Source organism: Fulvivirga lutea (genome assembly GCF_017068455.1).
GTDB lineage: Bacteria > Bacteroidota > Bacteroidia > Cytophagales > Cyclobacteriaceae > Fulvivirga > Fulvivirga lutea.
Window position 1 is genome coordinate 2,999,729 of sequence record NZ_CP070608.1, and the last position, 26,611, is coordinate 3,026,339.

At 37.3% G+C, this 26,611-nt stretch carries 26 protein-coding genes; 16 read left to right on the forward strand and 10 right to left on the reverse strand.

Going from position 1 to position 26,611, the window contains the following annotated elements; translation table 11 throughout:
* Positions 1–37: 37 nt before the first annotated feature.
* The 6 genes from pgi (at position 38) to arsB (ending at position 4,949) form a co-directional block, all read left to right on the forward strand.
* Entirely contained in the window at positions 38–1,693 is a 1,656-nt protein-coding gene (gene pgi / locus JR347_RS13435) for a glucose-6-phosphate isomerase (RefSeq protein WP_205721107.1), read from the forward strand.
* A 36-nt stretch (positions 1,694–1,729) separates the two neighbouring features.
* Positions 1,730–2,059 carry an ArsR/SmtB family transcription factor gene (locus JR347_RS13440; protein ID WP_205721108.1) on the forward strand — a complete coding sequence of 110 codons (330 nt, stop codon included), beginning with the start codon at positions 1,730–1,732 and terminating at the stop codon, positions 2,057–2,059.
* A 274-nt stretch (positions 2,060–2,333) separates the two neighbouring features.
* Positions 2,334–2,804, forward strand: a complete 471-nt coding sequence (locus JR347_RS13445; protein ID WP_205721109.1) for a DUF6428 family protein — start codon at positions 2,334–2,336, stop codon at positions 2,802–2,804.
* Between the two features lie 4 nt (positions 2,805–2,808).
* Entirely contained in the window at positions 2,809–3,297 is a 489-nt protein-coding gene (locus tag JR347_RS13450; protein ID WP_205721110.1) for a GNAT family N-acetyltransferase, read from the forward strand.
* A 3-nt stretch (positions 3,298–3,300) separates the two neighbouring features.
* A complete protein-coding gene (locus JR347_RS13455; RefSeq protein WP_205721111.1) occupies positions 3,301–3,909 on the forward strand; it encodes an arsenate reductase/protein-tyrosine-phosphatase family protein in 609 nt (202 codons plus the stop codon).
* Positions 3,909–4,949 carry an ACR3 family arsenite efflux transporter gene (gene arsB / locus JR347_RS13460; RefSeq protein WP_205721112.1) on the forward strand — a complete coding sequence of 347 codons (1,041 nt, stop codon included), beginning with the start codon at positions 3,909–3,911 and terminating at the stop codon, positions 4,947–4,949. Before JR347_RS13455 ends, arsB begins: the two co-directional genes overlap by 1 nt.
* A 190-nt stretch (positions 4,950–5,139) precedes the next feature.
* Here the strand turns inward: arsB and JR347_RS13465 are convergent, their stop codons facing one another.
* The 3 genes from JR347_RS13465 to JR347_RS13475 are packed head-to-tail and all read right to left on the reverse strand — an operon-like array spanning position 5,140 to position 8,693.
* Positions 5,140–7,842 (reverse strand): ABC transporter permease, encoded by a 2,703-nt coding sequence (locus JR347_RS13465; RefSeq protein ID WP_235689677.1) that lies wholly within the window; start codon positions 7,840–7,842, stop codon positions 5,140–5,142.
* A gap of 1 nt (position 7,843) precedes the next feature.
* On the reverse strand, positions 7,844–8,350 hold the full coding sequence (locus tag JR347_RS13470) for a hypothetical protein (protein WP_205721113.1): 507 nt from the start codon (positions 8,348–8,350) through the stop codon (positions 7,844–7,846).
* 10 nt (positions 8,351–8,360) lie between these two features.
* Positions 8,361–8,693, reverse strand: coding sequence for a PadR family transcriptional regulator (locus JR347_RS13475; protein ID WP_205721114.1), 333 nt, complete (start codon positions 8,691–8,693; stop codon positions 8,361–8,363).
* A 197-nt stretch (positions 8,694–8,890) separates the two neighbouring features.
* On the opposite strand from JR347_RS13475, the gene serA reads away from it, so the two are divergent.
* The 3 genes from serA to JR347_RS13490 are packed head-to-tail and all read left to right on the forward strand — an operon-like array spanning position 8,891 to position 12,495.
* A complete protein-coding gene (gene serA, locus JR347_RS13480) occupies positions 8,891–10,789 on the forward strand; it encodes a phosphoglycerate dehydrogenase (protein WP_205721115.1) in 1,899 nt (632 codons plus the stop codon).
* 23 nt (positions 10,790–10,812) lie between these two features.
* Positions 10,813–11,289 carry a nuclear transport factor 2 family protein gene (locus JR347_RS13485; RefSeq protein ID WP_205721116.1) on the forward strand — a complete coding sequence of 159 codons (477 nt, stop codon included), beginning with the start codon at positions 10,813–10,815 and terminating at the stop codon, positions 11,287–11,289.
* A 60-nt stretch (positions 11,290–11,349) separates the two neighbouring features.
* Positions 11,350–12,495 (forward strand): hypothetical protein, encoded by a 1,146-nt coding sequence (locus JR347_RS13490; RefSeq protein ID WP_205721117.1) that lies wholly within the window; start codon positions 11,350–11,352, stop codon positions 12,493–12,495.
* On the opposite strand, the gene JR347_RS13495 is transcribed toward JR347_RS13490, so the two are convergent.
* Positions 12,492–13,709 carry a DEAD/DEAH box helicase gene (locus tag JR347_RS13495; protein ID WP_205721118.1) on the reverse strand — a complete coding sequence of 406 codons (1,218 nt, stop codon included), beginning with the start codon at positions 13,707–13,709 and terminating at the stop codon, positions 12,492–12,494. The two genes, JR347_RS13490 and JR347_RS13495, sit on opposite strands and share 4 nt — an antisense overlap.
* 88 nt (positions 13,710–13,797) lie before the next feature.
* On the opposite strand from JR347_RS13495, the gene JR347_RS13500 reads away from it, so the two are divergent.
* Positions 13,798–14,457 carry an HAD family hydrolase gene (locus tag JR347_RS13500; RefSeq protein ID WP_205721119.1) on the forward strand — a complete coding sequence of 220 codons (660 nt, stop codon included), beginning with the start codon at positions 13,798–13,800 and terminating at the stop codon, positions 14,455–14,457.
* Positions 14,458–14,506: 49 nt separating this feature from the next.
* Here the strand turns inward: JR347_RS13500 and JR347_RS13505 are convergent, their stop codons facing one another.
* Together JR347_RS13505 and JR347_RS13510 are read right to left on the reverse strand one after the other, a co-directional pair.
* Entirely contained in the window at positions 14,507–16,435 is a 1,929-nt protein-coding gene (locus JR347_RS13505) for a PAS domain S-box protein (protein ID WP_205721120.1), read from the reverse strand.
* A 25-nt stretch (positions 16,436–16,460) separates the two neighbouring features.
* Positions 16,461–16,976 carry a YfiR family protein gene (locus JR347_RS13510; RefSeq protein ID WP_205721121.1) on the reverse strand — a complete coding sequence of 172 codons (516 nt, stop codon included), beginning with the start codon at positions 16,974–16,976 and terminating at the stop codon, positions 16,461–16,463.
* Positions 16,977–17,241: 265 nt separating this feature from the next.
* Here JR347_RS13510 and msrB point away from each other — a divergent pair, with 265 nt between their 5' ends.
* Positions 17,242–17,658, forward strand: coding sequence for a peptide-methionine (R)-S-oxide reductase MsrB (msrB, locus tag JR347_RS13515; RefSeq protein WP_317192602.1), 417 nt, complete (start codon positions 17,242–17,244; stop codon positions 17,656–17,658).
* A gap of 45 nt (positions 17,659–17,703) precedes the next feature.
* Here the strand turns inward: msrB and JR347_RS13520 are convergent, their stop codons facing one another.
* The gene (locus JR347_RS13520) at positions 17,704–20,262 is read right to left on the reverse strand and encodes a zinc-dependent metalloprotease (RefSeq protein WP_235689678.1); all 2,559 of its coding nucleotides are present in this window, start codon (positions 20,260–20,262) and stop codon (positions 17,704–17,706) included.
* Positions 20,263–20,347: 85 nt separating this feature from the next.
* Here JR347_RS13520 and lhgO point away from each other — a divergent pair, with 85 nt between their 5' ends.
* Genes lhgO through JR347_RS13535 form a run of 3 tightly spaced genes read left to right on the forward strand, consistent with a single transcriptional unit; the run spans position 20,348 to position 22,878 of the window.
* Positions 20,348–21,544: an L-2-hydroxyglutarate oxidase gene (gene lhgO / locus JR347_RS13525; RefSeq protein WP_235689679.1), complete on the forward strand. Its 1,197-nt coding sequence runs from the start codon at positions 20,348–20,350 to the stop codon at positions 21,542–21,544.
* Positions 21,544–22,650: a ThiF family adenylyltransferase gene (locus JR347_RS13530; RefSeq protein WP_205721124.1), complete on the forward strand. Its 1,107-nt coding sequence runs from the start codon at positions 21,544–21,546 to the stop codon at positions 22,648–22,650. Before lhgO ends, JR347_RS13530 begins: the two co-directional genes overlap by 1 nt.
* 9 nt (positions 22,651–22,659) lie before the next feature.
* Positions 22,660–22,878, forward strand: a complete 219-nt coding sequence (locus tag JR347_RS13535) for a hypothetical protein (RefSeq protein WP_205721125.1) — start codon at positions 22,660–22,662, stop codon at positions 22,876–22,878.
* Here JR347_RS13535 and JR347_RS13540 read toward each other — a convergent pair.
* Positions 22,875–24,254 (reverse strand): serine hydrolase domain-containing protein, encoded by a 1,380-nt coding sequence (locus tag JR347_RS13540; protein WP_205721126.1) that lies wholly within the window; start codon positions 24,252–24,254, stop codon positions 22,875–22,877. The two genes, JR347_RS13535 and JR347_RS13540, sit on opposite strands and share 4 nt — an antisense overlap.
* Complete coding sequence (locus JR347_RS13545) at positions 24,251–24,739, reverse strand: hypothetical protein (RefSeq protein WP_205721127.1); 489 nt, start codon at positions 24,737–24,739, stop codon at positions 24,251–24,253. The genes JR347_RS13540 and JR347_RS13545 overlap by 4 nt, the downstream gene beginning before the upstream one ends.
* A 42-nt stretch (positions 24,740–24,781) precedes the next feature.
* Here JR347_RS13545 and JR347_RS13550 point away from each other — a divergent pair, with 42 nt between their 5' ends.
* The gene (locus tag JR347_RS13550; protein WP_205721128.1) at positions 24,782–24,979 is read left to right on the forward strand and encodes a YwbE family protein; all 198 of its coding nucleotides are present in this window, start codon (positions 24,782–24,784) and stop codon (positions 24,977–24,979) included.
* Here JR347_RS13550 and JR347_RS13555 read toward each other — a convergent pair.
* The gene (locus JR347_RS13555; protein WP_205721129.1) at positions 24,976–25,935 is read right to left on the reverse strand and encodes a YheT family hydrolase; all 960 of its coding nucleotides are present in this window, start codon (positions 25,933–25,935) and stop codon (positions 24,976–24,978) included. The two genes, JR347_RS13550 and JR347_RS13555, sit on opposite strands and share 4 nt — an antisense overlap.
* Positions 25,936–26,036: 101 nt before the next feature.
* Between JR347_RS13555 and JR347_RS13560 the strand changes: the two genes are divergently transcribed.
* Entirely contained in the window at positions 26,037–26,555 is a 519-nt protein-coding gene (locus JR347_RS13560; RefSeq protein ID WP_205721130.1) for a hypothetical protein, read from the forward strand.
* The last annotated feature ends 56 nt before the right edge of the window (positions 26,556–26,611 follow it).

A 26,611-nucleotide genomic window follows, 5' to 3' on the forward strand; every position in this document is an offset into this window, starting at 1 on the left:
AAAATTCTAGTTTTGCCTTCTTTTAATTAGAACTATTATGCTTAAAGATATCAATCCTACAAAAACACAGGCCTGGAAAAAGCTGAAATCTCATTTTGAGGAAGTTTCAAGTACTCACATGAAAGATTTATTTCAGAATGATAAAGCGAGGTTTTCTAACTTTTCTGTACTGTTTGAAGATATATTGTTAGACTATTCTAAAAATAGGATTGATAAAAATACGCTTCCATTATTAGTTGAACTGGCCAATGAGTGTAGTTTAAAAGATGCTATCCATGCCATGTTTAATGGTGACCCTATTAATGCCACTGAAAAAAGAGCTGTATTACATACTGCTTTAAGAAACATATCTAACAACAAAGTTTTAATAGATGGCAAAGACGTTATGCCTGACATTAACCGAGTACTTGCGCAGATGAAATCATTTTCAGAAGCAATAATTTCCGGTGAGTGGAAAGGCTATAGTGGAAAAACCATTAACACCATCGTAAATATAGGAATAGGCGGCTCGGACTTAGGTCCTGTAATGGTTACCGAAGCTTTGAAACCATACAAGATTCCACACATAGAAACATATTTTGTATCAAACGTTGATGGTACTCATATCTCTGAAGTTTTGAAAAAAGTGGATGCAGAGACCACATTATTTATGATTGCCTCAAAGACATTTACAACTCAGGAAACAATGACAAATGCCCACAGCGCACGCGACTGGTTTCTGTATAATGGAGGATCTGAGTCTGCCGTAAAAAATCACTTTGTGGCAATTAGCACAAACGCCAGTGCCGTTGCAGAATTTGGTATTGATACTAAAAACATGTTCGAATTCTGGGATTGGGTTGGAGGAAGATATTCATTGTGGTCGGCCATTGGCTTATCGATAGCTTGCAGCATTGGCTATGATAACTTTGAAAAGCTTTTAAGTGGTGCTCATGCAATGGATAACCATTTTAAGGAAGCAGATTTTAAGGAAAATCTACCTGTAATTTTGGCGCTTTTAGGCGTTTGGTATAACAATTTCTTTGGTGCCGAATCTCATGCTCTTTTACCATACGATCAGTATATGCATCGTTTTGCAGCATATATGCAGCAAGGTGATATGGAGAGTAATGGCAAGTATGTAGACAGGGGCGGTAAAAAAGTTGATTACCAAACAGGGCCTATTATTTGGGGAGAACCAGGCACAAATGGTCAGCATGCGTTTTATCAACTGATTCATCAGGGAACCAAACTCATTCCTTGCGATTTTATGGCTCCAGCGATAAGTCATAATCAATTAGGCGATCATCATGAAAAACTTTTGGCCAATTTCTTTGCCCAGACCGAGGCATTAATGAACGGTAAAACAGAAGATGAAGTAGCAGCTGAATTAGGGGGATTATCAATAGAAGAAGCAGATCAATTAAAACCATTTAAAGTCTTTGAAGGCAATAGGCCTACCAATTCTATTCTGTTTAAGAAACTTACCCCCGAAACACTCGGAAGCTTAATTGCCATGTATGAGCACAAAATATTCGTGCAAGGTGTTATCTGGAATATTTATAGTTTTGATCAATGGGGTGTGGAATTAGGTAAGCAATTGGCTAAGCAAATTCTGCCAGAACTTAGAAGTGAAGATGAAGTTACTACGCATGATAGTTCAACAAATGGGTTGATAAACGCTTATAAAGTATTTAGAAATAATTTACGATGAATGAAACTTTTATCGGCTAATTACGATTAAGGTAGTATGGGACACTCAAAATCAGAACAATTCAGTGCTAAACACAATCAAATGGCTGTGCTGGCAAAAGCATTGGGTCATCCGGCTCGCATTGCTATCATAGAGCATTTGATTAACAGTCCATCTTGTATTTGTGGCGACATTGTAGAAGAACTTCCGCTCTCACAGTCTACCGTTTCACAGCATCTTAAAGAATTGAAAAATGCAGGTATAATTAAAGGAACTATAGAAGGTCCAAGTGTATGTTATTGCATCAACGATGAGATGTGGGACAAGGTGAAGTCTCAATTTGCTTCTTTCTTTGAAGCCTATGTACCAAGCAACGGTTGTTGCTAAAAAAATTTAAATACATCCATCGTAATATTACGATATATTAATTACTAACATGAAGAATCAAATAAAAAACCAAAATCCAGATATGAGCAATAATCACAATTGTTGTAGATCACTTCCCAATCATGGCGGTATAAGCAACAAAGAACTCAATTGGAAAAATCTAGGCATTATTAAGTTTATTATGAATCAATTCGTAAATCCATTGACTATAACCACTTAAAAAATTTGCCTTCTTTCATCGCATTATTACGATTTTAAAATTTAATTTAACATTATGAAACTCTCAGAGATCAAAAAACAACTTTTAACACTTGAAACTATAGGGTTTAAATTACCAGATGGTTCTATGGTTGCGGGGCATTTCCACGTTACCGAAGTAGGTAAAATCAATAAGCACTTTATCGATTGTGGTGGTACTGTTCGTAAAGAAGAAAAGGCTAACTTTCAACTTTGGGAAGCCAATGATTATGATCATAGATTACACCCTGAAAAGCTGCTAAAAATAATTGAGCTTTCTGAAAAGGTATTGGAAATGGGTGATTTGGAAATAGAAGTAGAATATCAGGGTACTACCATTGGTAAATATGGGTTGGACTTTGATGGTGAAAATTTTCTTTTAACCACCACCCTAACTGATTGCCTTGCCAAAGACAATTGCGGCATTCCTGCAGCAAAACCAAAAGTAAGATTATCTGAATTAACCACAGAAGCAGCTTGTTGCACACCCGGTGGGAATTGTTGTTAATTTTATGCAGATAGAATCGTTATCCAAATCAAATTATCCAGATGTAGCTAACATTTACCAGCAAGGTATCTCTACTGGTATTGCCACATTTGAAACCAAAGTACCTGGTTGGGAAGACTGGGACAAATCCCACCTACCCTATGGGCGTTTGGTGGCTGTGGAGGGTAATACGGTGTTAGGTTGGGCTGCACTATCACCTGTATCGAGTAGATGTGTATATGGCGGTGTGGCCGAAGTAAGCATTTATTTAGCTGAGCAAGCCCGTGGCAAAGGTATTGGCAAGCAATTGCTCAATGCGCTTATAGCCGCAAGTGAGGAAAATGGCATTTGGACTTTGCAGGCAGGCGTATTTCCTATGAACAAGGCCAGCATAGCGCTACACGAAAAATGTGGCTTTAGAATGATAGGTTACAAAGAGCGCATTGGACAATTGAACGGCCAGTGGATAGACAACATATTATTAGAAAGAAGAAGTAAAATCGTAGGAATTTAAACAATGTATCATCCACTAAAAGAAACCATTGCTCAATTAGATATAAGCTCCATAACTAATGACCGAAAGGCGGTTTTAAAAGAACTAATTGATTACATCAACAATAAATTAGCAAAGAAAGAGGCTGTGCGATTAAATTTTATTTGCACTCATAACTCACGCAGAAGCCAACTATCTCAAATTTGGGCTAAGATAGCCGCTGCTTATTATGGCATATCTATAGCAACCTATTCAGGCGGTGTTGAGGTTACAGCCTTTAATGAACGTGCAGTTGAAGCGTTGAAGAAATCGGGATTAAAAATCGAAGGAGAAGTTGCTGATAACCCCGTTTACAAAGTTTATTATAGTGATTCAGAAGAACCAATCTTGGCTTTTTCAAAAGTATACGATAATCCTATCAACCCAAACTCAGGTTTTGCGGCTGTAATGACTTGCTCCCATGCAGATGAAAACTGCCCGTTTATACCTGGCACTGAACAACGCATTCCGGTAAGGTATGACGATCCAAAAGAATTTGATGGCACTGATCAAGAGGCAGAGAAATACTTAGAACGTTCGTTACAAATTGCTAACGAAATGTTTTATGTATTCTCAAAAATCAGAGAAAAATAATGATCAATAAACAAAAAAAACTTTCTTTTTTAGACAAATACTTAACCCTTTGGATATTCCTTGCAATGGTATTTGGCGTTGGTATCGGTTATTTTTTTCCATCGAGTTCTGGTTTTATTAATTCATTTAGTACTGGCAGCACTAATATACCTATTGCCATTGGCCTTATTTTGATGATGTATCCTCCATTGGCAAAGGTAAATTACAAACTACTGCCACAGGTGTTCAAGAATGTAAAGGTGCTGTCCGTTTCGTTATTACTCAATTGGATCATAGGTCCTGTGTTAATGTTTGCGCTGGCAGTGCTATTTCTTCAAGACTATCCCGAATATATGGTGGGACTAATTCTGATTGGCCTGGCGCGCTGTATTGCCATGGTGTTGGTTTGGAATGATCTGGCAGAAGGTAGTAGCGAATACGGTGCTGGGTTGGTGGCTCTCAACAGTATTTTCCAGGTATTTGCCTATAGTTTATATGCATGGATATTTATTACCATACTACCTCCTTATTTTGGGTTTGAAGGCGCAATCGTTGACATTTCCATAGCTACTATTGCTGAGAGTGTGGCTATCTATTTGGGTATACCTTTTTTAATGGGCATTTTGAGTAGGACAGTCTTAGTAAAGATGAAAGGTGAAGAATGGTTCAAAACAATATTTATCCCGACAATATCACCTATGACTTTGATTGCGTTGCTGTTCACCATTTTGGTGATGTTCTCTCTAAAAGGTCAACTGATCGTTCAGATACCAATGGATATTGTAAGAATAGCCATTCCGCTATTAATTTATTTTGCATTGATGTTCCTAATTGGGTTTTTCATCAGCAAAGCAATGGGTGCAGAATATGACAAAAATGCGGCAATTGCCTTTACCGCTGCAGGGAATAACTTTGAATTGGCCATTGCCGTTGCCATAGCTGTTTTTGGTCTCAACTCCGGACAGGCATTTGCAGGTGTTGTTGGTCCTTTGGTGGAAGTTCCTGCATTAATCCTATTGGTAAGAGTTTCTTTTTGGTTGAAAAAGAAATATTATACCTAACGGTGACAGACTGATAGATCCATTGTCCTCTGCTTATTAACAGAAAGACAATCTCTTGTTCAGTAAATCATCAACTTAATGCATTTCAAAAGTTGTTTTGTAATGTTACCAATTAGCTTCATGTTGTAGATTGAGATCTATTTTTATCATCAAACAGCTATATCTCAATCTATTGGTTACAACACCATAACTATTCATTTTTCAGACTTTCAACTGGATTGACAATAGCAGCTTTTATGCTTTGATAACTAACAGTTAATATTGCTATTCCTGCAGCTAAAAGCGCACAAATAATAAGTAGCCCTACACCTAGTTCTATACGATATGAGAAATTCTGCAGCCATTTATTCATAAGCAACCAACTTAGGGGAAGTGCTACTACCAGTGCAATACCTACAAGCTTCAAAAAGTCGACTGATAATCTCACAAAAATCTGTCCTATACCCGCCCCAAGCACTTTTCGTATTCCTATTTCTTTGGTTCTTTTCTCTGTGTTGAAAGCCGCTAAGCCAAATAAACCTATACACGCAATGAATATGGAGAGAGAAGTGAAGAGCAGAAAAATACTCCCCAGTCTCAATTCCGAACGATAAGTATTATCAAATGATTCATCCATAAAATAATACTCAAAGGGCTGACCAGGACTAACCTTTTCCCATATTGTCTGAATATTCTCGATAGCTTTCTGGTAGTCTCCACCTTTAAGCTTCACCATCATCTTATTGGCATCTGCCCCCAAACGAAAAGTAAGACCATTAATAGCATTTCGCATAGATTCGAAATGAAAATCCTTAACAACTCCTATAACAGTATAGTACTCCATATTCTCTTTATCCTCTCTCTGAAAATCTCTTGTCACCCGCATACCTATGGCTTCTTCAATACTGATATCAAACATGGATAATGATGTTTCATTTATCAATAATGCTGAAGAATCAGCGGCATTAGTTGGATCAAAGTTTCTTCCAGCTACCAACTCAAGTCCAAGCGTTTCCAGATAATCATGATCGATTCTCCAATTGCCAATTATAACGGCATCACTCGGCCCTAATGAAGACTCCTTAAAAAATGTAGTGCCATTTCTATCTGATGGAGTAGGCAAAAAACTGCTTAGCGAAACATTTTCAGTACGTGCAAGAGTTTGAACTTCTTGTTTGAATACATTCAAATTATTGCCAGCTGACTTTACATTATCAATGACCAAAATTCGATTCTTATCATAGCCCAGAGATTTAGTTTTAATGTATTGCAGTTGCTGATAAACAACAAGTGTACCCACCATAAAGCAAACCGAAATTGTAAATTGAAAAACAACTAATACATTACGCATCAATCCACCAGAGCTTGTTACTTTACCATTACCAGCCAGTGCTTTAATCGGAGCAAATCTGGAAATTACTAATGCAGGATAGATCCCTGCCAACAATCCTAAGATCAGCGTGGATAAAACCACAATCAACCAAAACAAAATACTGTCAAAAGGTATTGTTAATGATGTTCCGCCCAATTGATTAAAAAATGGCAGCATTGTAACAGCCAAAATCAAAGCCAGGATTACTGAAACACTTGCTATTAATTCAGATTCCACCAAAAACTGCCTCACCAAACCGAAACGGTTAGAGCCCACTGTTTTGCGAATACCTACTTCTTTGGCTCGCTTTAACGATTGAGCTGTAGATAAATTCATGAAATTTACCACCGCCATAACTACTAGGAACAGACCTACAATAGCAAGAATATAAATATTGCGTATGTCACCATTCTCATTAAAATCTCCCGATCTGTCCTGAGAGTTCAAGTGAATATCTGTTAATGCTATGGAACTAAAGCGCATATAATTCCCAGTTTCTTCTGAGGATTTACGTGAGCTTTCCACAGTTAACCCAGGTATGAACGTCATGGCCCAAGGAATTAAATAACCTTCCACTACCCCACTTAAAAACACATCCAGGTCTTGCTGATTTTGAGTAGAATTCAATTTCACAAATGTTGGAAAATACCACGTATTCCAAGCTTCGGTTTTTGCATCCTTATAACTTGATAAGGATATTAACATACTGTAATTCTTTAAGAAACTGTTTGAAGGAAAATCCTCGATAATACCAGTAATAACATAACTCTCGCCATCATCTATAATCATTGACTGATTCATTGCATCATTAGACGATCCAAAATATTTTTCAGCCATTGTACGCGTTAGAACCAGAGAAAATGGTTTAAGTAGCGCATCTTCTTCATTTCCAATTATCAGTGATAGACCAAACATTTCAAAGAACGTTTCATCAACAGCTGTGACTTTGTCTATTTTAGCGTTTGACTCAGCCCCTTCCTTTTTAATTAGAATAGGATCAACTTCTCTAAATCTGGTAACTAGCTGTTGATAAGGAAAATCAGTCCTTAAAACATCTGCCAAAGGAGCAGATACAGAGGCATATTTAGTAACCTCACCAGCTGTTTTATTATCAATATTTACTCGATAGATTAACTCAGATTGGGTGAACATGCGATCATACCCAAGCTCTTCATAAAGATATAGCGCAATAAGTATTGCACCCGCCATACCAATCGCAAGCCCCATCACATTGAGAAAGCTAAAAAATGGCTGTTTTGTAACGCTTCTAAGCGCAATTTTGATGTAATTTCTATACATAGTAAGTGGAATGTTTGATCGAACTTGTTGAGTAGTAAATTCTTCGTCTGCCATAGTTGGTATTTCGCCAAATTCTTGAACAGCCGTATTAAAAGCTTCTTCCTCCGTAAGGCCTTCTGCAATTAAATCATCAATATGATCTTTAATATGCAATTCCATTTCTCGAATATGACCATGATCGAAAGCACGATGTTTTCGGAATTGCTTTAGCCATTTTTGTATAGATCTTTCTAGATGAAACATATCAGAATTTGCTTATAAGTGAGAGGAATAACCTTCTAATAAAATGATACTCAATGGCGTATATAACTAATAGAACTAGGCCTATAACAACTGGCAATACACCTCCAAATCCAACAATCATACTTAAGACAAACCCAAGATAATACTCCACTGTGTAAAGAGGGATAAATAACGCAATACCGAAGGTTAGAAGTAAACCGTAAGAAGTTAAATCTGGAATAGTATAGAACAATACTGTTATGAGTAAACCAAATAACAAACCTCCAATAAACCCAATGTAAACTTGCTTTGTAACAGGTGTCTTCTTGCTAATGAAAATGAGTCCTGTCCATGCTGCTAGAGGCAGAGTTAACAAGCTCCACCAATTAGACAACTTTGGCATATTCTTATCATGCAAAAAGTAGTGTGATGCTACTCCACCATTAAAATGTTCATAAAGGATAACCGCCAATGCTACTAGAAAAAATAGCGCGGTGATTAATAATCTGTTTGTATTAGTTAATTGCATTGCTACTGAATCATTTTGTTGCTGTACCCCAAATGGCATTAAGTACCGAGTTGACTTGTGACCATTGTTCTTGTTCTGCAATGAGTTCCTGCTTTCCTGCTTCGGTTATTTCATAGTATTTTCTAGGTCTCGCATCATCCTTTACAGTCCAATGAGAAACGATTAAACCATCCTTTTCTAATCTGTGCAATACCGGATAAAGCATACCATCGGAATACTTCATCTTGCCATCAGAAAGCTCTTTAATTTTTTTAATTATCAGATACCCATAACTATTTCCTTGTTTAAGTATTCCAAGAATAATGGGCTTGGTTGATGCTGCTGTTAGGTTCTTTGAAATCATAGTTTTGTTTTTCTATATACATAGAATACCAAAGTATAACGAATCATAAAACCTAAGGTTACATAAACATGAAATAATTATGCGTCAGGATCAGGCGAGTAAGCAAACGATTGCAAAACTTACTCACATAATTTAATCTTCAATAAGCTTTATTAAGATGAATTAATCTGCTTATTTCGCTTGATACGGTTTGAAAGATGAGCAAAGGAAATAAGAAATACTTTATAATCGATTTTGATAGCACCTTCACACAAGTTGAAGCCTTAGATATTCTTGGGGAGATTTCCCTAAAAGATGCTCCCGATAAAAAAGAACGTTTAGAAAAAATCAAAAGCATTACGGACCAGGGAATGAATGGTTCTTTCTCGTTTCGTGAATCTCTGGAACAAAGAATTGAAATACTTCAGGCACACAAAAGCCATTTACCCAAGCTAATAGAAGAGTTGCGTAAGTTGGTTTCGAAATCCTTTCAAAGAAACACTGACTTTTTTAAAGCTCATGCTGATAATGTGTTCATTATGTCTAATGGGTTTAAAGATTTTATCGTACCCATTGTTAGTGAATACCATATACAACCGGAAAATGTTTATGCGAATGATTTTGAGTTCGATTCAGCCGGAAACATTGTAGGCTTTAATAAAGACAATGTACTCTCATCGAATAATGGAAAAGTAGAGCAGCTTCGGTCACTTGAATTAAAAGGAGATATTTATGTCATTGGTGATGGCTATACCGATTATGAAATTAAAGCAGCCGGGCTTGCCAATAAGTTTTATGCTTTCACAGAAAATGTAGAAAGAAATAACGTTACAGAAAAAGCGGATCATGTTGCCCCAAGCCTGGATGAATTCTTATATCTTAATAACTTGAACACAGCAATATCTTATCCTAAGAACAGAATTAATGTACTTCTCCTTGAGGGTGTTCATCCCAAGGCCATAGAATTAATGAAGTATGAAGGTTATAACGTAGAAGTTTACCCTGCCGGACTTGATGAAGACGAGCTGGTTAAAAAGATTAAAAACGTATCTATTCTCGGTATCCGCTCTAAAACGCAGGTTACAAAAAAAGTATTGGATAATGCCAAACGCTTAATTTCCATAGGTGCATTTTGCATTGGCACTAATCAAATTGATCTGGAAGAATGTCTTAAAAAAGGAATAGCAGTATTTAATGCTCCATTTAGTAATACACGATCTGTTGTTGAAATAGCCATTGCAGAAATAATCGTGCTCATGCGAAAGCTTTTTGATCGCTCTGCGGCTATGCACGAAGGCCAATGGGATAAATCAGCGAAAGGAAGTTTTGAAATAAGAGGTAAAAGCCTTGGCATCATTGGCTATGGTAATATTGGTGCACAGCTTTCTGTTTTGGCAGAGTCATTAGGTTTAAATGTACTGTATTACGATGTAGAAGAGAAACTGGCATTGGGTAATGCTACGAAGTGCGATTCTTTAGAAGACCTACTCAAAAGATCCGATATCGTTTCGCTACATGTTGATGGAAGAAAGGAGAATCAGGATATCATAGGTGCTAACGAGTTCAATCTCATGAAAGATGGGGTAATTTTTATTAACCTAAGTCGTGGCCATGTGGTTGATTTACAAGCTTTAAAAGCAAATGTAGAAAGTGGTAAAGTGGCTGGTTGTGCCGTTGATGTATTCCCTGAAGAACCAAAAAGTAATGACGAAGAGTTCATGTCTGAATTGCGTGGTTTACCTAATACCATTCTAACTCCGCATATTGGTGGTAGCACCATGGAAGCGCAAGAAAACATTGCAGCTTTTGTTCCAAATAAAATTATGGATTACATCAATACAGGTGGAACAACCAATAGCGTTAACTTTCCTAACCTTCAGTTGCCCAAGCTACAAAATGCTCATCGATTAATTCATATTCACCACAATATGCCGGGTATTCTGGCGAAAATTAATAACGTGTTAGCTGATCATGCGATCAATATTGTGGGGCAATACTTAAAGACTAATGAAACCATCGGTTATGTGATTACAGATATCGATAAGGAATATGATAATGAGCTCATCAGAGAATTGCGACAAATTGAGCATACCATCAAGTTCAGGGTCTTATATTGATGCCCGATTAACTATCTTTAATTATGAGCCAGGAGTCCAATATCCAATTAATTACTAAGTTTTACGAGGCATTTCAAAACAGAGATGCTGAAACCATGGCCAGCTGCTATCACGAGGATATAACTTTCGAAGACCCTGTATTTGGAGAATTAAAAGAGCAACACGCGTCAAACATGTGGCGAATGCTTTTGAAGCAAGGTGATTCAGAACTCAAAATAAGATACTCTAATGTCAATGCTTCTGACTCTGTCGGAAGCTGCAATTGGGAAGCAGATTATCATTTTTCTAAAACCGGTAGACTAGTTAAAAACAGAATTAAAGCCAATTTTAAATTTAAGGATGGGCTAATTATTGACCATAGAGATTCTTTTAGCATGTGGAAATGGGCACAAATGGCACTCGGTCCTGTCGGCCTACTATTAGGGTTCACTCCTATCATTAAAAATAAAGTAAGAGCTCAGGCCTTAAAGGCACTTTCGCAATTCGAAAGTCAATTTTAACCTATTTACAATTATTATTTTTGGTATCAATTCTGTTAATTGTGCCCTAAATTATAGTTTATGAGAGCATTACTATTACTCATCATTTTATCTATTCCATTACTTTTTTCTGCTTGTACATCAGGAAAAAAAGCTTTCGAACGAGGCAGTTATTACGAAGCCTGTGTAAAAGCTATCAATCGATTAAGGCAGAAACCTAATCACAAAAAATCGAAAGAAATATTGAGAAAAAGTTATCCTCTAGCTATTCAAACGTTGGAAGATAATGCGCAACAAGCTATGATCAGCAACGATCAGTATAAATACAAAAAGAAGCTGCAGGCATACGAGGCCATTAATAATCTACATCAAAACATCAAAGCTTCTCCCGCTGCCAGAAAAGTAATTTCCAACCCTAAAAACTATTTTGCCGAAGTAGCTGATCTAAAAGAAAAGGCAGCTGAAGAAAGTTATGCTATAGGCATGAATTATTTGAGCAATAATACACGTGAAGATGCCAAACAGGCGTATTACCATTTTAGAGATGTAGACTCATTTGTGCCCGGCTTCAAAGATGTTAGAAGTAAAATGGACGAAGCCAAATTCACAGCAACGTTAAAAGTAATTGTCGAACAAATACCAGTTCCTTCTATTTACAGCCTTAGTGCCGATTTTTTTCAGGATAAAGTGGAAGAATACTTACACTCCCAATACCGAAGTAATGAATTTGTACGATTCTACACTCAAGCGGAGGCTGATGCTGAAGATTTACCTTATGTAGATCAATATCTGAGGCTACAGTTTGATGATTTTGTTGTTGGTGAAACTCACATAGAGCGAATTACAGAAACATTTACAAGAGATAGTGTTGTAGTAGGTAAAACAAAAGTGAGAGATGGCAAAGAAGTGAATGTCTATGGAACAGTGAAAGCAAAACTTACCGTCAATAGAAAAGAGGTGAAATCCAGAGGTTTATTTAGTATGAGAGCAGTTGATGCTCATTCGAAGGCAGTATTAACACATAGAAAGTTCACTGGTGAGTTTATTTGGTTTACCCAATGGGGAAATTTTAACGGTGATGAACGCGCTCTTACCGATGAACAACTAGCTATTTGCGCAGCTTATGATGTTCCGCCCCCAGCACCACAAGTGCTTTTTATAGAATTTACCAAGCCTATTTATGATCAGCTAGTGCCGGCATTAAATCAGTTCTATCAGCAGTACTAGTTCCTTTTACTATTTCTACTTTTCGATTTTCGATTAGAGGATCTTGTAAACTTCGATGGGTCATAGACAGGGCCTTCGCCAAGATGTGCAGGCAACTTTGCTTTTGGTACCGGATCGCCCAATAATTCCTCTATCTGGTAGAATTTTCTTTGTTCTTTCTCATTGACAAATGTAAATGCAGCGCCCTTAGAAGCTGCTCTCGCTGTTCGACCAATTCGGTGAATATAATCTTCGCCTTCATTAGGCACATCATAATTAATTACCAATTCAATATCTTCAACATCTATCCCTCTGGATAAAATATCGGTAGCTACCAGCACATTCAATTTTTTATTTTTGAAGCTCCTCAAAACATTTTCTCTTTCCTTTTGATCTAAATCTGAATGAATCTCTTCAGATGCAATGTCATGCTTCTTTAATTCTCTATTTAAGGCTTTAGCACTCGATTTTGTGCTGCAAAAAATAATGACACTTTGAAGTTTTTTAGCTTTCAATAAATGCTTCACCAATTCAATCTTTTGGGTATCATACACTGAAAAAGCAACCTGAACCACCCTTTCTGCTGGTTTTGAAATGGCTATGTTAATTTCAGCCGGATCGTTCTTTAATAGCTTACGTGCCAAATCCCGTATTTTGTTTGGCATTGTTGCTGAAAACATGAGGCTCTGGCGTTCTTTCGGAAGCTTATTCACAATTTTCATGATATCTTCATTAAAGCCCATATCCAACATTCTGTCGGCTTCATCAAGGATTAAGAACCCTAACTTATCCCACTTAACATAGCCCATATTTAAATGTGCAATTAGTCTACCAGGCGTGCCTATTATAATATCAGCCCCATTCATCAGTGCTTTCTTTTCCTGAGAAAATTCAGAACCATCTCCACCACCATATACCGCCAATGAACTTATAGATGTATAATAAGATAAACCTTCCAGCTGCTGATCTATTTGCGTGGCCAGTTCCCGTGTGGGCACAATAATTAGTGCCTTTACAAATTCATCATGCGGCAGGTTCATAATCTTGTTTATAACCGGCAATAAAAAGGCAGCAGTTTTTCCTGTGCCGGTTTGTGCTGATGCAATTAGGTCCCTTCCTTCTAAAATTAACGGGATTGTTTGTTCTTGAACAGGTGTAGTTTCTTTGAAGCCCATGGCTTCAATACCTTCCACCAATTTGTCTTCAAGGTTTAGGTCTTTAAATTTTACAGGCATTTATTACTCATTAAGCTCGCAATTTAGCTAAAAATAGTAGAATAGCTGTGAGTAAAAAATTATCATTGTACATCAATCAGACAACCCAATGAAGTTCAAACATATTATTTTTGACTGTGATGGTGTGCTTGTAGATAGCGAAATTGTTGCTGCTGAAGTAATGGCCCCGGTATTAAGCACTTTTGGTTTGTCCATAACTGTAAAACACTATTTAGCTAATTATACAGGCAAAACCTTCAGACATATATTTGAGCAATTTAAGATTGATCAGCGAGTGGATATTGATATGCTCATAAAGAATGTGGAGGAGCGTGTTTATAGCGACATTAGGCCGGTTGATGGCATTGTTGAAGTAGTGAAGTCGATAGAACTTCCAAAATCTGTGGTGTCAAATAGTGGCTTAAGCCAAATAAAGCATGCCGTTGAAAGTGTTGAATTATCAGAGCAATTTCTCTTTCAATTTTCATCGTCTCAGGTAAGTATGCCTAAGCCTAGCCCTGAGGTTTACCTTTATGCATCCAAAAAGCTGGAATTGAAGCCGCAGGACTGCTTAGTAATTGAAGACAGCATCAGCGGTTGTACTGCAGCATTAGAAGCCGGAATGACTGTGATTGGCTTCTGTGGTGGCAAACATATTACCCCTAAGCATAAAGTATTGCTCAAAGAATTAGGCGTTCATGATTTGGCTTTGAACTCAAAGGAACTGAATCAAAAAATCTCTAAAATGACAAAAAGCGAATCGGTCTAGCCAATTCGCTTTTTGATTATAATGCCAAATTAATTTCAGCTTGGTATACTTACCCTTTAAACTTGCTGATATCCATAGCTACCAGCATTACTTTGTTAATACTGCCATCTCTGCCTTTTATAGGAGCGTAATTCTCAGCCAGCCATACAACCTTACCGCCTTTTCCTAAACGACTGAATTCGCCCGTTTTAGACCTTCCGGCAGCCAGATCTTTCCAGAACTGTCTGTACTCATCGCTTGCTTTATCGTCTTTATTAACAAAAATTCTATGACTTTCGCCTTGAATCTCATCTTTGAAATAACCCGTTAAATCCAGGAAGTTCTGATTGGCATTAAGTATTGTTCCATGCTCATCAAACTCAATAATGGCCACTGAACTGTTAATAGCTTCCATCGTAGATTCTGCTTCAGATTGTCCACGTTGCATCTCTTCCTGAGTGGCTTGCAACTCTTCCATATTCTGGCGCATCTCCTCTTCCTGAGATCTCATCTGCTCGGTCATTTCTTGCGACTCTTCTAACAGCTTTTGAGTAGTAGCATTGATTTTAACAGAAGAAACTGTAGAAGCTATACTCTCTGCGATTTTTTGAACAAACTCAATTTCATAGTCTTCAAACATTTTAAAAGAAGCTATTTCAACCACACCATAAATCTCTTCGTTCACTTTTAATGGCACGATTAGTACACTCTTAGGATTCGCGTCCCCTAGCCCTGATGTGATTCTAATGTAGTTGTCAGGAACTTCAGTTAGATAGATTGTATCCATTTCCTGCCATACCTGACCGGAAAGGCCTTCTCCCTTATGTATCTTTTGATCAATGTATTTTTTCTTATCCCAGGCATAGCAAGCCATTAATGTCATAAATGGTTCGCCACTTTCTGAGTCGTCAATAATATAAATTCCTCCTTGGTTACAACCCATGTAGGTTACCAGGTTTCTGATGATATCATCGCAAAGCTTTTCAATGTTATCATTATTTCTACGTAGGATATCTCCAAATTTGGCCAACCCTTCTGTAGACCAGTTACGTTTTTTATCTTCTTCAGCTACTCTTGCTAGGTTACTGCGCATTTCAAGAAGCGCATTACCCAACACATCATGATCACTCAATGGCTTAAATTCAGAATCGTATTTTCCATTACCTATGTTCTCAGCAAATATGGTGGTAGACCTTAGACCTTGAATTAGATTATCCATGGCAATGGCCATTTCACCAATTTCATCATTGTTAAATTTCTTGCCCTGATCTTCCACAAGCTCACCTTTACCAAGCTTAACAACCACATCTTTAATATAATTGATTGGGTTGGTAATAGATCTAGCCATAAAGTAGGCGCTAAGCAGGCCAATAAGTATGATAATAGCTCCAAGTATAATGGTGATACTCCTCAGCCGAACTGTAGCATCAGTCAAAGCCTCGTCAGACTCTTGCGTCACTTCTTGCTGCATTTGAGCCACTTTATCAAGCTTTTCAATAATTGATGCTGTCATTGGTATAACCTGACTTTCGATGGCATCTTCTGCTAATAACTTCACTAGCGGGTCTTCGTAATTCTCAAAGGTTACGAGCTGACTCATAATGTCCTTTTCAATTTCAAGAAGAGCTTCAAATTCCGCTTTGACGGTATCCATTAAATATCTTTGACTGTCGATTTCCCATGATTTTTGAAGATCTTCTATACGATCTTTTAAAGCTGGATAATCCTGAGAGTGCAACACCTTAAGTGCTTCCTTATCATCAACATTATACTGCACATACACCCAGTTAATACTTAGCATTTTTGAGCGTGTTACAAGCAGTTTAAAGTCGCTAATTGCTTCTTTACTTGGTCTTATTATTTCTGAAGACTTCTTTACAACCTGATCTATACCATTACCAGTAATAAATATTACAGCGGCATTAAGCACAAATAAGATTATTAGGATTAGGAAACCTCCAAAAATTTTGTTTCCAATGTTTAGTTTAAACTTTCGCATATTTCGCTGATTGAGTACTTAAGTTTTAAATTACAATTGCCAGTCTGGATAATTCTGATGAAACCTTCAATTGTGCTTCATCAACCGATGATTTATTTAGTTCAAATGCTAATTTACCATTTCTCTCCACAAAATTAATTCCGCTGCCTTCCATGCCTAACCCTTCCTTCTCAGATATTATTAGTGTATTATTTGATAATGCCTTTGCCTTAACTTCTGTAAGCATTTCAGAAGCCGATTTTGATATAAACAGAATATTGGTGCCAGAAACATCTCCGGTTCCATTAAATTTCTTAATAACAATTGATCTTGCGCCTGCTTTCTTGCTGGCGGCCATCTTTTCTAAGTGTTCAATGATTGGCGAATCACCAAGGACACCAATAGTAAAATCTCCTTCATTTAACGGAGCAGGCCATTGGATATAACGTATAAAACTGTAGATATAAACTGTGTGGAGCTGATAACTTTGAGCGCTAGCGACAACTGCACCTAAGCTTAGTAAGGCAGTGATTATCCATTTACTGAAACCAACTTTTAACATACTGAGAGTAAATTAACCTGCAATTAATTTAATTTCAAAAATTAACTTCAAAATAGCAATTATAAATCACAATTAGCTCGTTTCTAGTGTTTTAAATTTGCTGTCAACTAGCAGACAATACATTGGGCTTTCAAAACCTTTTTATCTGATAGTAGTTAAGACAAGTATCAAATGAAACAACAATATGGTACGCGAAACACTATTATCTTTAACGTTAATTTTAAGTTTGATTTCCTGTAGCAAGAGTCAGGAAACTACAAAATCGATGGTAAAGAAAAGTTCCACTGACAAAATTGAAAAAACAGATGAAGAGTGGAAAAAAGAACTCACCGATGAAGAATATTATGTGCTTCGGGAAAAAGGAACTGAAAGAGCATTTACGGGAGATTTGTGGGATAATCATGAAGAAGGAACATATTACTGCGCAGCTTGCCAGACAAAGCTGTTTAGCTCTAAAACAAAGTTTGAGTCAGGCACAGGCTGGCCAAGTTTTTATGAGCCTATCAATGAGGAAAATGTTGAAATAGTGAAAGACACTTCGTTTGGAATGGTTCGAGAAGAAGTGGTATGTGCACGATGTGGTGGGCATTTAGGCCACGTGTTTAATGATGGGCCTGAGCCAACCGGTTTAAGATATTGCATTAATTCAGTAAGCCTGGATTTTGAAAAAGACGATAAATAAAAAAGGGCGACAAAGTCGCCCTTTTACTTTTTCTATAGTTAAACATTAACCTTTGTATTCATCCAACGCATTTTTAATTAACGCTCTCAAATGAGACTTATGCGCTCTAGAAAGTGTATTCCCTGAACTATTAGTAGCCTTTCGGTCTATGGCATTTAAATTATAAAGCACCATTGACTTAGCATGGTTTGAATAACTGCTCGACTTATCCTTAAGTAAAATCTCTGTGAGCATTTTAGTATATTCTATCTGGAGGTTTTGTCGGAACGTATTCACATTTCCGCTAATGTCTGCATCAAAAATAGCAGAATTCAAATCTGTCATAAACTCACCTAATTGATACGAATTACCATAAAGTTCAGAGTCAACCAACCTCTGCAATGTGTTTTCATGCAATAAATGACTTAACACATCTTTTTGAGCGCTAAGAACAGATTCATGTATTTTAGGATCCTCAGGTCCACGATAGAAATTATAACCCCTTCTCTGAAGAGCAAGATAATTGTATATGTCATTAGATGTGTTGAAAGCATTTGGAGCAAACATGTATTTACTAATTCCATTCATTGCTCTTTTTTGTTCGGACTCACTTACGGGAGTATATGGCTTAGTTGCTCCTGGCTGGCCTTGCATTGCTCTATCTACATAAATACCACCAATAAACCTCGACATCACCTCGCCTGCTTGTGCTCTTTGACGTGAAAGAATGTAGTAAGCCTGTCTGAGTTCCTGGTAAGATTCACCCGGATCATTGTACTTTTCTCTAAGGTCCTTCATCAAATTATCTACCAACTCAATTCTATCAATAGAATAAGTAATTTGATCATTTGATAAGTCACCAGTATTAATTCTTGGGTCGATACCTCTGCTTGAGCTGCGCATGTCATCCGCATCATTACCAAACATCAACTCAGGCTCTGTAGACCTTGCCAATAGTTTGTCCATATCTACATCAGAAATATCTGGAGTGTAACCGAACTGGATAGCCCAAACATCATAAGGACCAACTACTGTAGAATAATAGTGACTTTGCTTACTGCGATCCTTAGTCAGATTTATTGTTGCATAGTCCATTACTGAGCCTGTAAGTGCTTTACCCTGAATAAACTCTTTATTATAAAGTTGTTCCGGAGAATATAACTGTGAAGATTTCATATTGTGATTTAATCCAAGTGTGTGGCCTACTTCATGCATGATTAACTCTAACATTGCCTCATTCTGCAAAACATCCAACTCATCAGTTTCAGCAGCAACTGCCATTTGTCCGAATAGGTTGTTTTCCAGCATTAAGCCACTGTACATACAGTAATTTGCCTCATCTCCAGGATTCCAGGCTGGCAACTCTTCATCTGAATTTGCAGATAAGCTATACAACTTCGAGTATCTTACTCTGTTTGTATGATGAACGAACTCCAACATTATATCAGCACCAATGATCTGGCCTGTTCTTGGGTTCTTAAAGCTTGGCCCATAGCCACCAAATGGAGGGTTAGGTGAAGAAGTCCATCTTAATACATTGTATCTAATGTCTCCTGCATCCCACTCTGCTGTGTCTGGCTGAACTTTAACCACCATAGCATTTTTAAAACCAGCTTTTTCAAACGCTTTATTCCATTCCAACACACCCTGTTTGATTGACTCTCGCCATTCTAACGGTGTTGTGTTTTCAATCCACCAAGTAATTGGCTCTATTGGCTCTGAAACAGCTGCTTCTGGATCTTTCTTAACTAAATGCCAACGATTAATCATGTCTCTGTAAGCCACAGCTTCTTTTGAAGTTTGATCATCCACCTGAGTAGTAAAATATCCAACTCTTGGATCATCAAAACGAGGTTTATAATCATTTTCAGGCATTGCTACCAAACTATGAAAAACAGAAATACTCACGTTTCTGGCATCAGCAATGGCGTTAGAACCACCATTTAACACAGAAGAAGTGCTGTATACATACTCCACTTTAAAATCAATGTTCTGCGGGTAATTTCTAATAGCACGTACTTTCGTTTTTTCGCTGGATAAACTTCCTAGTTTAAAAGCCGTTGGCGATTGACCCGGGAAGCTTGGAGGTTTAATCTGTGACCATGTTTCTTTTAAAAAGAGGTTGTCGGCTTTAATGAGATATTTTCCGTTCTCTTCAACTTCAATTTTCTCACTTGCTAACAATGAGTTACTCATATTAGCTTCCTGAGATCTGCTTAATGGATTTTCAGGATCATAATAGAAACTGGTATTCACTTTTACGAACTCTAATTCATTATAGAACTTTCGTATTTTAAATATATCTGAGCCCCGGTAAGCACCTCTAAACGAATATGCTTCTAACACACCATCCGCAATTTGACTGAAATAGATATACTCTTTATCCAGCTGCTCTTTTGAGACTTCCATCATAATACTACCGGATGTAGTATCTCGATAAAAAGTAAAAAGTCCTTCTAATTTATCATGACCTTTTACCTTGCTGGCAATTGTTGTTTTTTCTTCTGTTTTTGGTTTCTCTTCTTCGCCCTTTTTCTTTTTCTTTTTTTGCGCTTCTAATGAACTAAAAGCAAACAGGCAAAGTGTGCTTAGCAAGAGCACATTTAATCTCATTTTTTTATTCATTGGGTTTGGATTTTTTGTCAATCTTCGAAGATAATTAAATGTGACCTGTTTGGGTATATTTGCAACTTCATAAATGACCATAAATGTGAAATACGACATTATAGTTATAGGAGCGGGAATTGTTGGATTAGGAACGGCTTTAAAGCTCCTGGAAAAGAGTCCCAATTTAAGGTTACTTATACTCGAAAAAGAAGGTGAAATAGCTAAACATCAGACCGGAAATAATAGCGGAGTTATTCACTCAGGATTGTACTATAAACCGGGCAGTTTAAAGGCTACTAATTGCATTAATGGATATCACATGTTGGTTGATTTCTGCCAAAAGCAGGATATCCCATTTGAGCTATGTGGTAAAGTGGTGGTAGCTACCTCAGAAGAAGAAATACCATTATTGGATAATCTTGAAAAAAGAGGTGCTGAAAACGGCTTGCAGAATATAAAACCATTAAACAGAGAGGAATTAAAGGAGTATGAACCTCATGTGAATGGTGTAAAAGGAATCTTTGTGCCGCAAACCGGTATTGTTGATTACAAATTGGTTTCACAAAAATATGCTGAGCTAATACAAACGTCTGGTGGTTCTATACACTTTGATGAGAAGGTAATAAACATAACCACAGGCAGCGATGGATGCCATGTTGAAACAAGCAAATCCGGCTACCAGTCTACTTTGGTTGTTAACTGTGCTGGTTTATACTCAGACAAAGTGGCGAAGTTTACCAATCAAAAATTGGATGTTAAAATCATTCCATTTAGAGGTGAATATTACAAGCTATCAAAAGAGAAGGAATACCTGGTTAAAAATTTAATATACCCTGTGCCTGACCCAAATTTTCCGTTTCTTGGAGTACATTTTACCAGAATGGCTAAAGGTGGTGTAGAAGCAGGACCAAATGCAGTGTTAGCCTTTCAGAGGGAAGGTTATAAAAAATCTGATATAAATCTTAGTGAATTGGCGGAGTCATTAGCATGGCCTGGATTTCAAAAAGTAGCTATGAAATATTGGAAAACAGGTTTTGGAGAAATGTATCGTTCATTTTCGAAAGCAGCATTTACTAAAGCCTTACAAAAATTGCTGCCAGAAATTACTGAAAATGACCTAGTAGAAGGTGGTGCGGGTGTACGAGCTCAGGCCTGTGATAGAAATGGTGGTTTAATTGATGATTTTTTAATTATCGAAAATGAGCACGCTATTAATGTCTGTAATGCGCCATCTCCTGCGGCCACGTCTTCATTATCTATTGGTGATACTGTTTCTGACCTGGTTTTAAAGCGATTCTAATGCTCAGTAAAGAGGAAATACAACGGTATCAAAGACATTTTCCTCTGCCAGACTTTGGAGTTGAAGCGCAAGAGAAATTAAAAAAATCTAAAGTGCTAATAGTAGGCTGCGGTGGTCTTGGAAACCCGGTATCTTCTTATTTGGCTGCCTCAGGTGTAAGTTGTATTGGCCTAATTGATTCAGATGTGGTTTCAATTTCTAACCTACAAAGACAAATTCTATATAAAGAACAGGAAATTGGCATATCAAAAGTAAGGCTAACAGCACAAAAGCTAAAGGAGCTGAACCATCATGTTGAAATTGAAGAATACAATCTCAATTTAAACTCAAAAAATGCACTTTCAATTATAGACAAGTTTGATTTGGTTATTGACTGTACTGATAATTTTCCGACACGCTATCTGATTAATGACGCTTGCATTTTACAGAATAAACCTTTCATTTACGGCTCTATCTATCAATATGAAGGGCAAGTAGCAGTCTTTAACGTAAATAAGAGTGCCAATTACAGAGACCTCTATCCTACTCCGCCAAATCCTGAGAGTGTGCCTGATTGTGAAATAGGTGGTGTGTTAGGTACTTTGCCGGGTATTATTGGCAGCATTCAAGCGAATGAAGCAATTAAAGTTATTTGTGGAATTGGCCAACCCTTAATTGAAAAGCTTTTTATATTTGATAGTCAGTCGATGGAAACACGGGTAATTAAAATTAAAAATACGAATGCCCGGGATACTATCACTGGATTAATAGATTACGAAGAATTTTGTCATCCAAACAAGAATAAAATGGTTAAGGAAATTACAGTGAAAGAACTTCACGAAATGATTGAGAACAAGGAAGATTTTCAATTGATAGATGTGCGCGAACCACATGAGGTTGAAATTGCTACACTGGATGGTGAGTTAATACCACTTGGTGATATTCCTCAAAACGAAGATAAAATTGCAAAAAACAAAAAAGTGGTGGTGCATTGTCGCAGTGGGGCTCGTAGCGGGCAGGCAATCCAATACTTACAAGGTAAACTAGGGTTAGAGAATCTGTATAACCTTAAGGGTGGAATACTGGCTTGGGCCGATGAGATTGACCCGAGTATGGAAAAGTATTAATATCGAATAATGAACATTCGGGAGAAGGCCGATTATCTATTTAAACACGGAGAGTTTATTGGTGACAGACACGAATTAGGAGTGAAAAAACTCTTGTATTCTCTCAATGGTAAGTTTTACGAAATCAGTTATGTGGCCAATGAAAATGTGATAGACTATATTGAATCACGATCAATCGAATTTGTAGTAAAGTTTTATAGTGATGAGGTGGATTTGGGGGAGATTTAATTTACCGCCCCCAACACCTCCTTTAAAAACTGATTAAAATCAAAAGAACCGCGCTTTTTGGTTTGTCCTAAACGTACAATAACCATGTCTTTTGAAGGAATGATAAACACTCTTTGCCCTTCAAAACCATTGGCGCTAAACAGGTCTTTAGGAGCATCTGGATAATAGACATGCTGGCCTTCTACTGGAGCATTGCCATTTAGCCAAAAATGGGCTCCATATTCCATAGTAGGCGCACCAGGTGTAGGTGTAGAAACATAGTCTGTCCAGTCATCAGGTAATAATTGATTACCATCCCATTCACCTCCATTCAAATATAGCAACCCGAACTTAGCCCAATCCCTGGGCGAAGCATACATGTAGGAAGAACCTACGTAGGTGCCAGAGGCATCTGGCTCAATTACGGCAGTTGTCATGCCTAGTGGTTCAAATAATCTTTCTCTGATGTAATTGTAATAATCCTCCTCTCCCACTTTCTCGCGTACTATTTTAGCCAAAATGTTTGAGGTGCCACTTGAGTAATACCAAACTTCATCTGGCTGATATTGCAACGGTTTTGAGGCTGCATATCCTCCCATATCGGCCTTTTCATACAGCATGCTTACTGCTGCACTTGGGCCGCTGTAAACCTCTTCCCATTCCAAACCGCTGCTCATACGCAATAGGTGATCAACTGTAATTTCACTTCTGTCATCTTCCCAAGATGTAACTGGTGCAGGTTGATTGATGTCCAGCTTACCATCTTTTACCAACATTCCAATTAAAGTAGCTGTAACACTTTTGGTCATCGACCAGCCCATTTGAGGAGTTTGCTCATTGAAATTCTCGGCATATTTCTCTCCAATGATAGTGCCTTTGTAAACAACCACTACTCCTCTGGTATTCACTTTTACTTCTGGATTCTCCTCCTTGAATGCATTTTCTAAAGCTTGATTTAACTTGTCATAATCAACATTGGCATAACTAGTGTCTCTCATTTGGGTACCATACGGCCAATACAATGTATCGGAAGGTTGGCTCAGACTACTTAGTGAATATTTTTGGCTTCTAACCTCTTCTTCAGACAACTCAGAAACTAATGTGCATCCTAGTCCTTTTCTGTAAATGGCCTTTTTTTTAACTAAACCAAACACATCTCCAGTAGCGGAACTATCAGCCCAATTAATTTCAAAAGTACCCGCTGATAAAAGCGGATTCACCTTCAACTCATTGGCTTTTACATCATCCACTGATCTGCCAGAGACAAACACACATGAACATAAATTCTTGGCACCGTAGCCACTAATAATGGGAATAGCCCTGTAACCATAGTTGAGACCAAATAGTAATATGCCTGCTAATGCAAGGAAAATAATGTTGCGTAATGTCTTTTTCATAAACTTTCTTCAGTACTAATTTTTTCTTGAGTGCCTTCGTAATAATCATCTCTTTCACCATCATTATCCCAATCAAGATAACTTTTAAACGTAACTATGTCTTCATTAATTTGTGCGTGATAACTATTGGTTAAGTTGGATTTAGTCATTTTTAATGTATCTCCTATAGCACCCCAAGTACCATTAGTTGACATAATTACATTACCACCAATATCTTTATATACAGAAACAAAAGTGCCATCCTCGTTAAAGCTTGTTTCAATAGGATTAATATTTAAAATTTCTGGCCACTTACCTTCTGGTACATTCAATACGGAGTCCTTTGAATTATTTTTAATGGTTACTTTTAATTCCAAGTTCCTCCATGTGCCTACCATTTGTTGGCTTAGCGTCTGCTCCGGTGCTTTCTCTTCATTTTCAGATGATTTTTTACTTTCACACGCAAAAAGAATAGTGATTAGAATTATTGATATTATTCGATTCATAACTGGATATATTTACAACTAAATTAATAATATAAAACAACTGTGAACGGAACCCGAAGAGAAAATATCAAACCCGGATTAAAAGTAGCCATTGTATTAAAAAAGGATCAGCGAACAGGCAAACTAACTGAAGGAATAGTTAAGGATTTGCTTACTAAATCTCCCACTCACCACCATGGAATTAAAGTGCGTTTAGAGGATGGTCAAATTGGGCGGGTCAAAGAAATACTGGAAGATTAAAACTGTTCTTTTATAAATTCTAAGGCTCTTTTTTCCATATAATTATAATCTGCATTTGGTAATTGAAAACCCACGTGTCCACCATATTTCGGAGTTTCCAAATAGAGGTTTTCGCTAAGTTCACATAAGCCATAAGGATAGCAAGGTTCACCCAAAAACGGATCGTTTACAGCATTGCAAATGAGGAGTGGTACCGAAACTTGTGGTAAGTAGTTACCGGCACTCGCTCGCTTGTAGAAATCCTGAGCATCTTTAAAGCCATGAATGGGTGCCGTGTATTTGTTATCAAAGTCTTCAAATTCTTTTATGTCTTTAAATCCATCATACTCAATTAAACCTGGGTAAGTTTCTGCTTTTAGTTTTACTTTCTCTTCCAGCTTTCTTAGAAATCGTTTCTTATAAAACCCTGTTTTAGAGTGGGTTAGCTGATCAACACTCGATTTAAGACTTACAGGTATTGAAAACGCAATTCCGCCCTTTACTTCTTTTGGTCGAGAATCATTTTCGCCTAAATATTTGATAGTTAAACTTCCTCCCATACTAAATCCAATCAAAACAATGGACTTATAATTTAATTGACACAATACGTGATTTACAACAGTTTCTAAATCATCAGTCGCTCCATGATGATAAAACCTTGCCTGGCGATTTATTTCACCACTACAGCTTCTGCAGTTCCAAGCAAGCACATCAACGCCATTTTCAGACATATATTTGGCCATTCCTAACATATACGGCCTATTACTACTGCCTTCTAAACCATGAGAAATAATGACTAGTTGATCGTTGCCTCTCTTAATCCAATCAAGATCTAAAAAATCATCATCGGGAGTGTCAATACGTTCTCTTGAATATGTTACTCCTTCTACCTTTCGAAAAGTGCTGGGTACGATGGTGGCTATATGTCCATTTCGCATCCAAAACGGAGGTTTGTAACTGGATTTTACTAAAGGCATAGCACAAATAAAATGTAGTTAGTCCTAACAACATGGATTTTCACCAAATAAATAAAAATTTTTGACTGTGGTTTTCAATTACTCTACCTTCACGTTGAACTATGACAGTCAGAAATCTGCTTATTCTTTTCGTTTCAATATTACTGATTACTCCATTCACCATTATGGAGTCGATCATTTTATTGAAAAAAACGCAGGTCAAGCGGGAGATTAAGCATGAGTTGATGCGTTCTATTCCGAAAAATGAACTTACATTAATCACACTATCCCAAGAAGAAGCAAGAACTAAGCTTCGTTGGGAACATTCAAAAGAATTCGAGTTTGATGGAGCTATGTTTGATGTTGTTTATACTGAAGAACATGACAATAAAATCAGTTATTGGTGTTGGCCGGATACGGAAGAATCATCGCTCAACCAACTGTTGAAATCACTAACTAAACAAAAACATCAAAGCACTGATGATGAAGGGATTAAACTTCAAAAGATACTTACTTACACTATTCCAACTAGTACTGAATTGATTTCACTTGTAGCGTATGAACTGGTGAACGAAACAGAATTGGATATACACTATCAATCTATTGATCAGTGTCCCATTACTCCCCCACCCAATTCTTGATTTTCACTATCCATTAAAATCATTTTAAACCATCGAGTTTAACTCGAAAATTAATC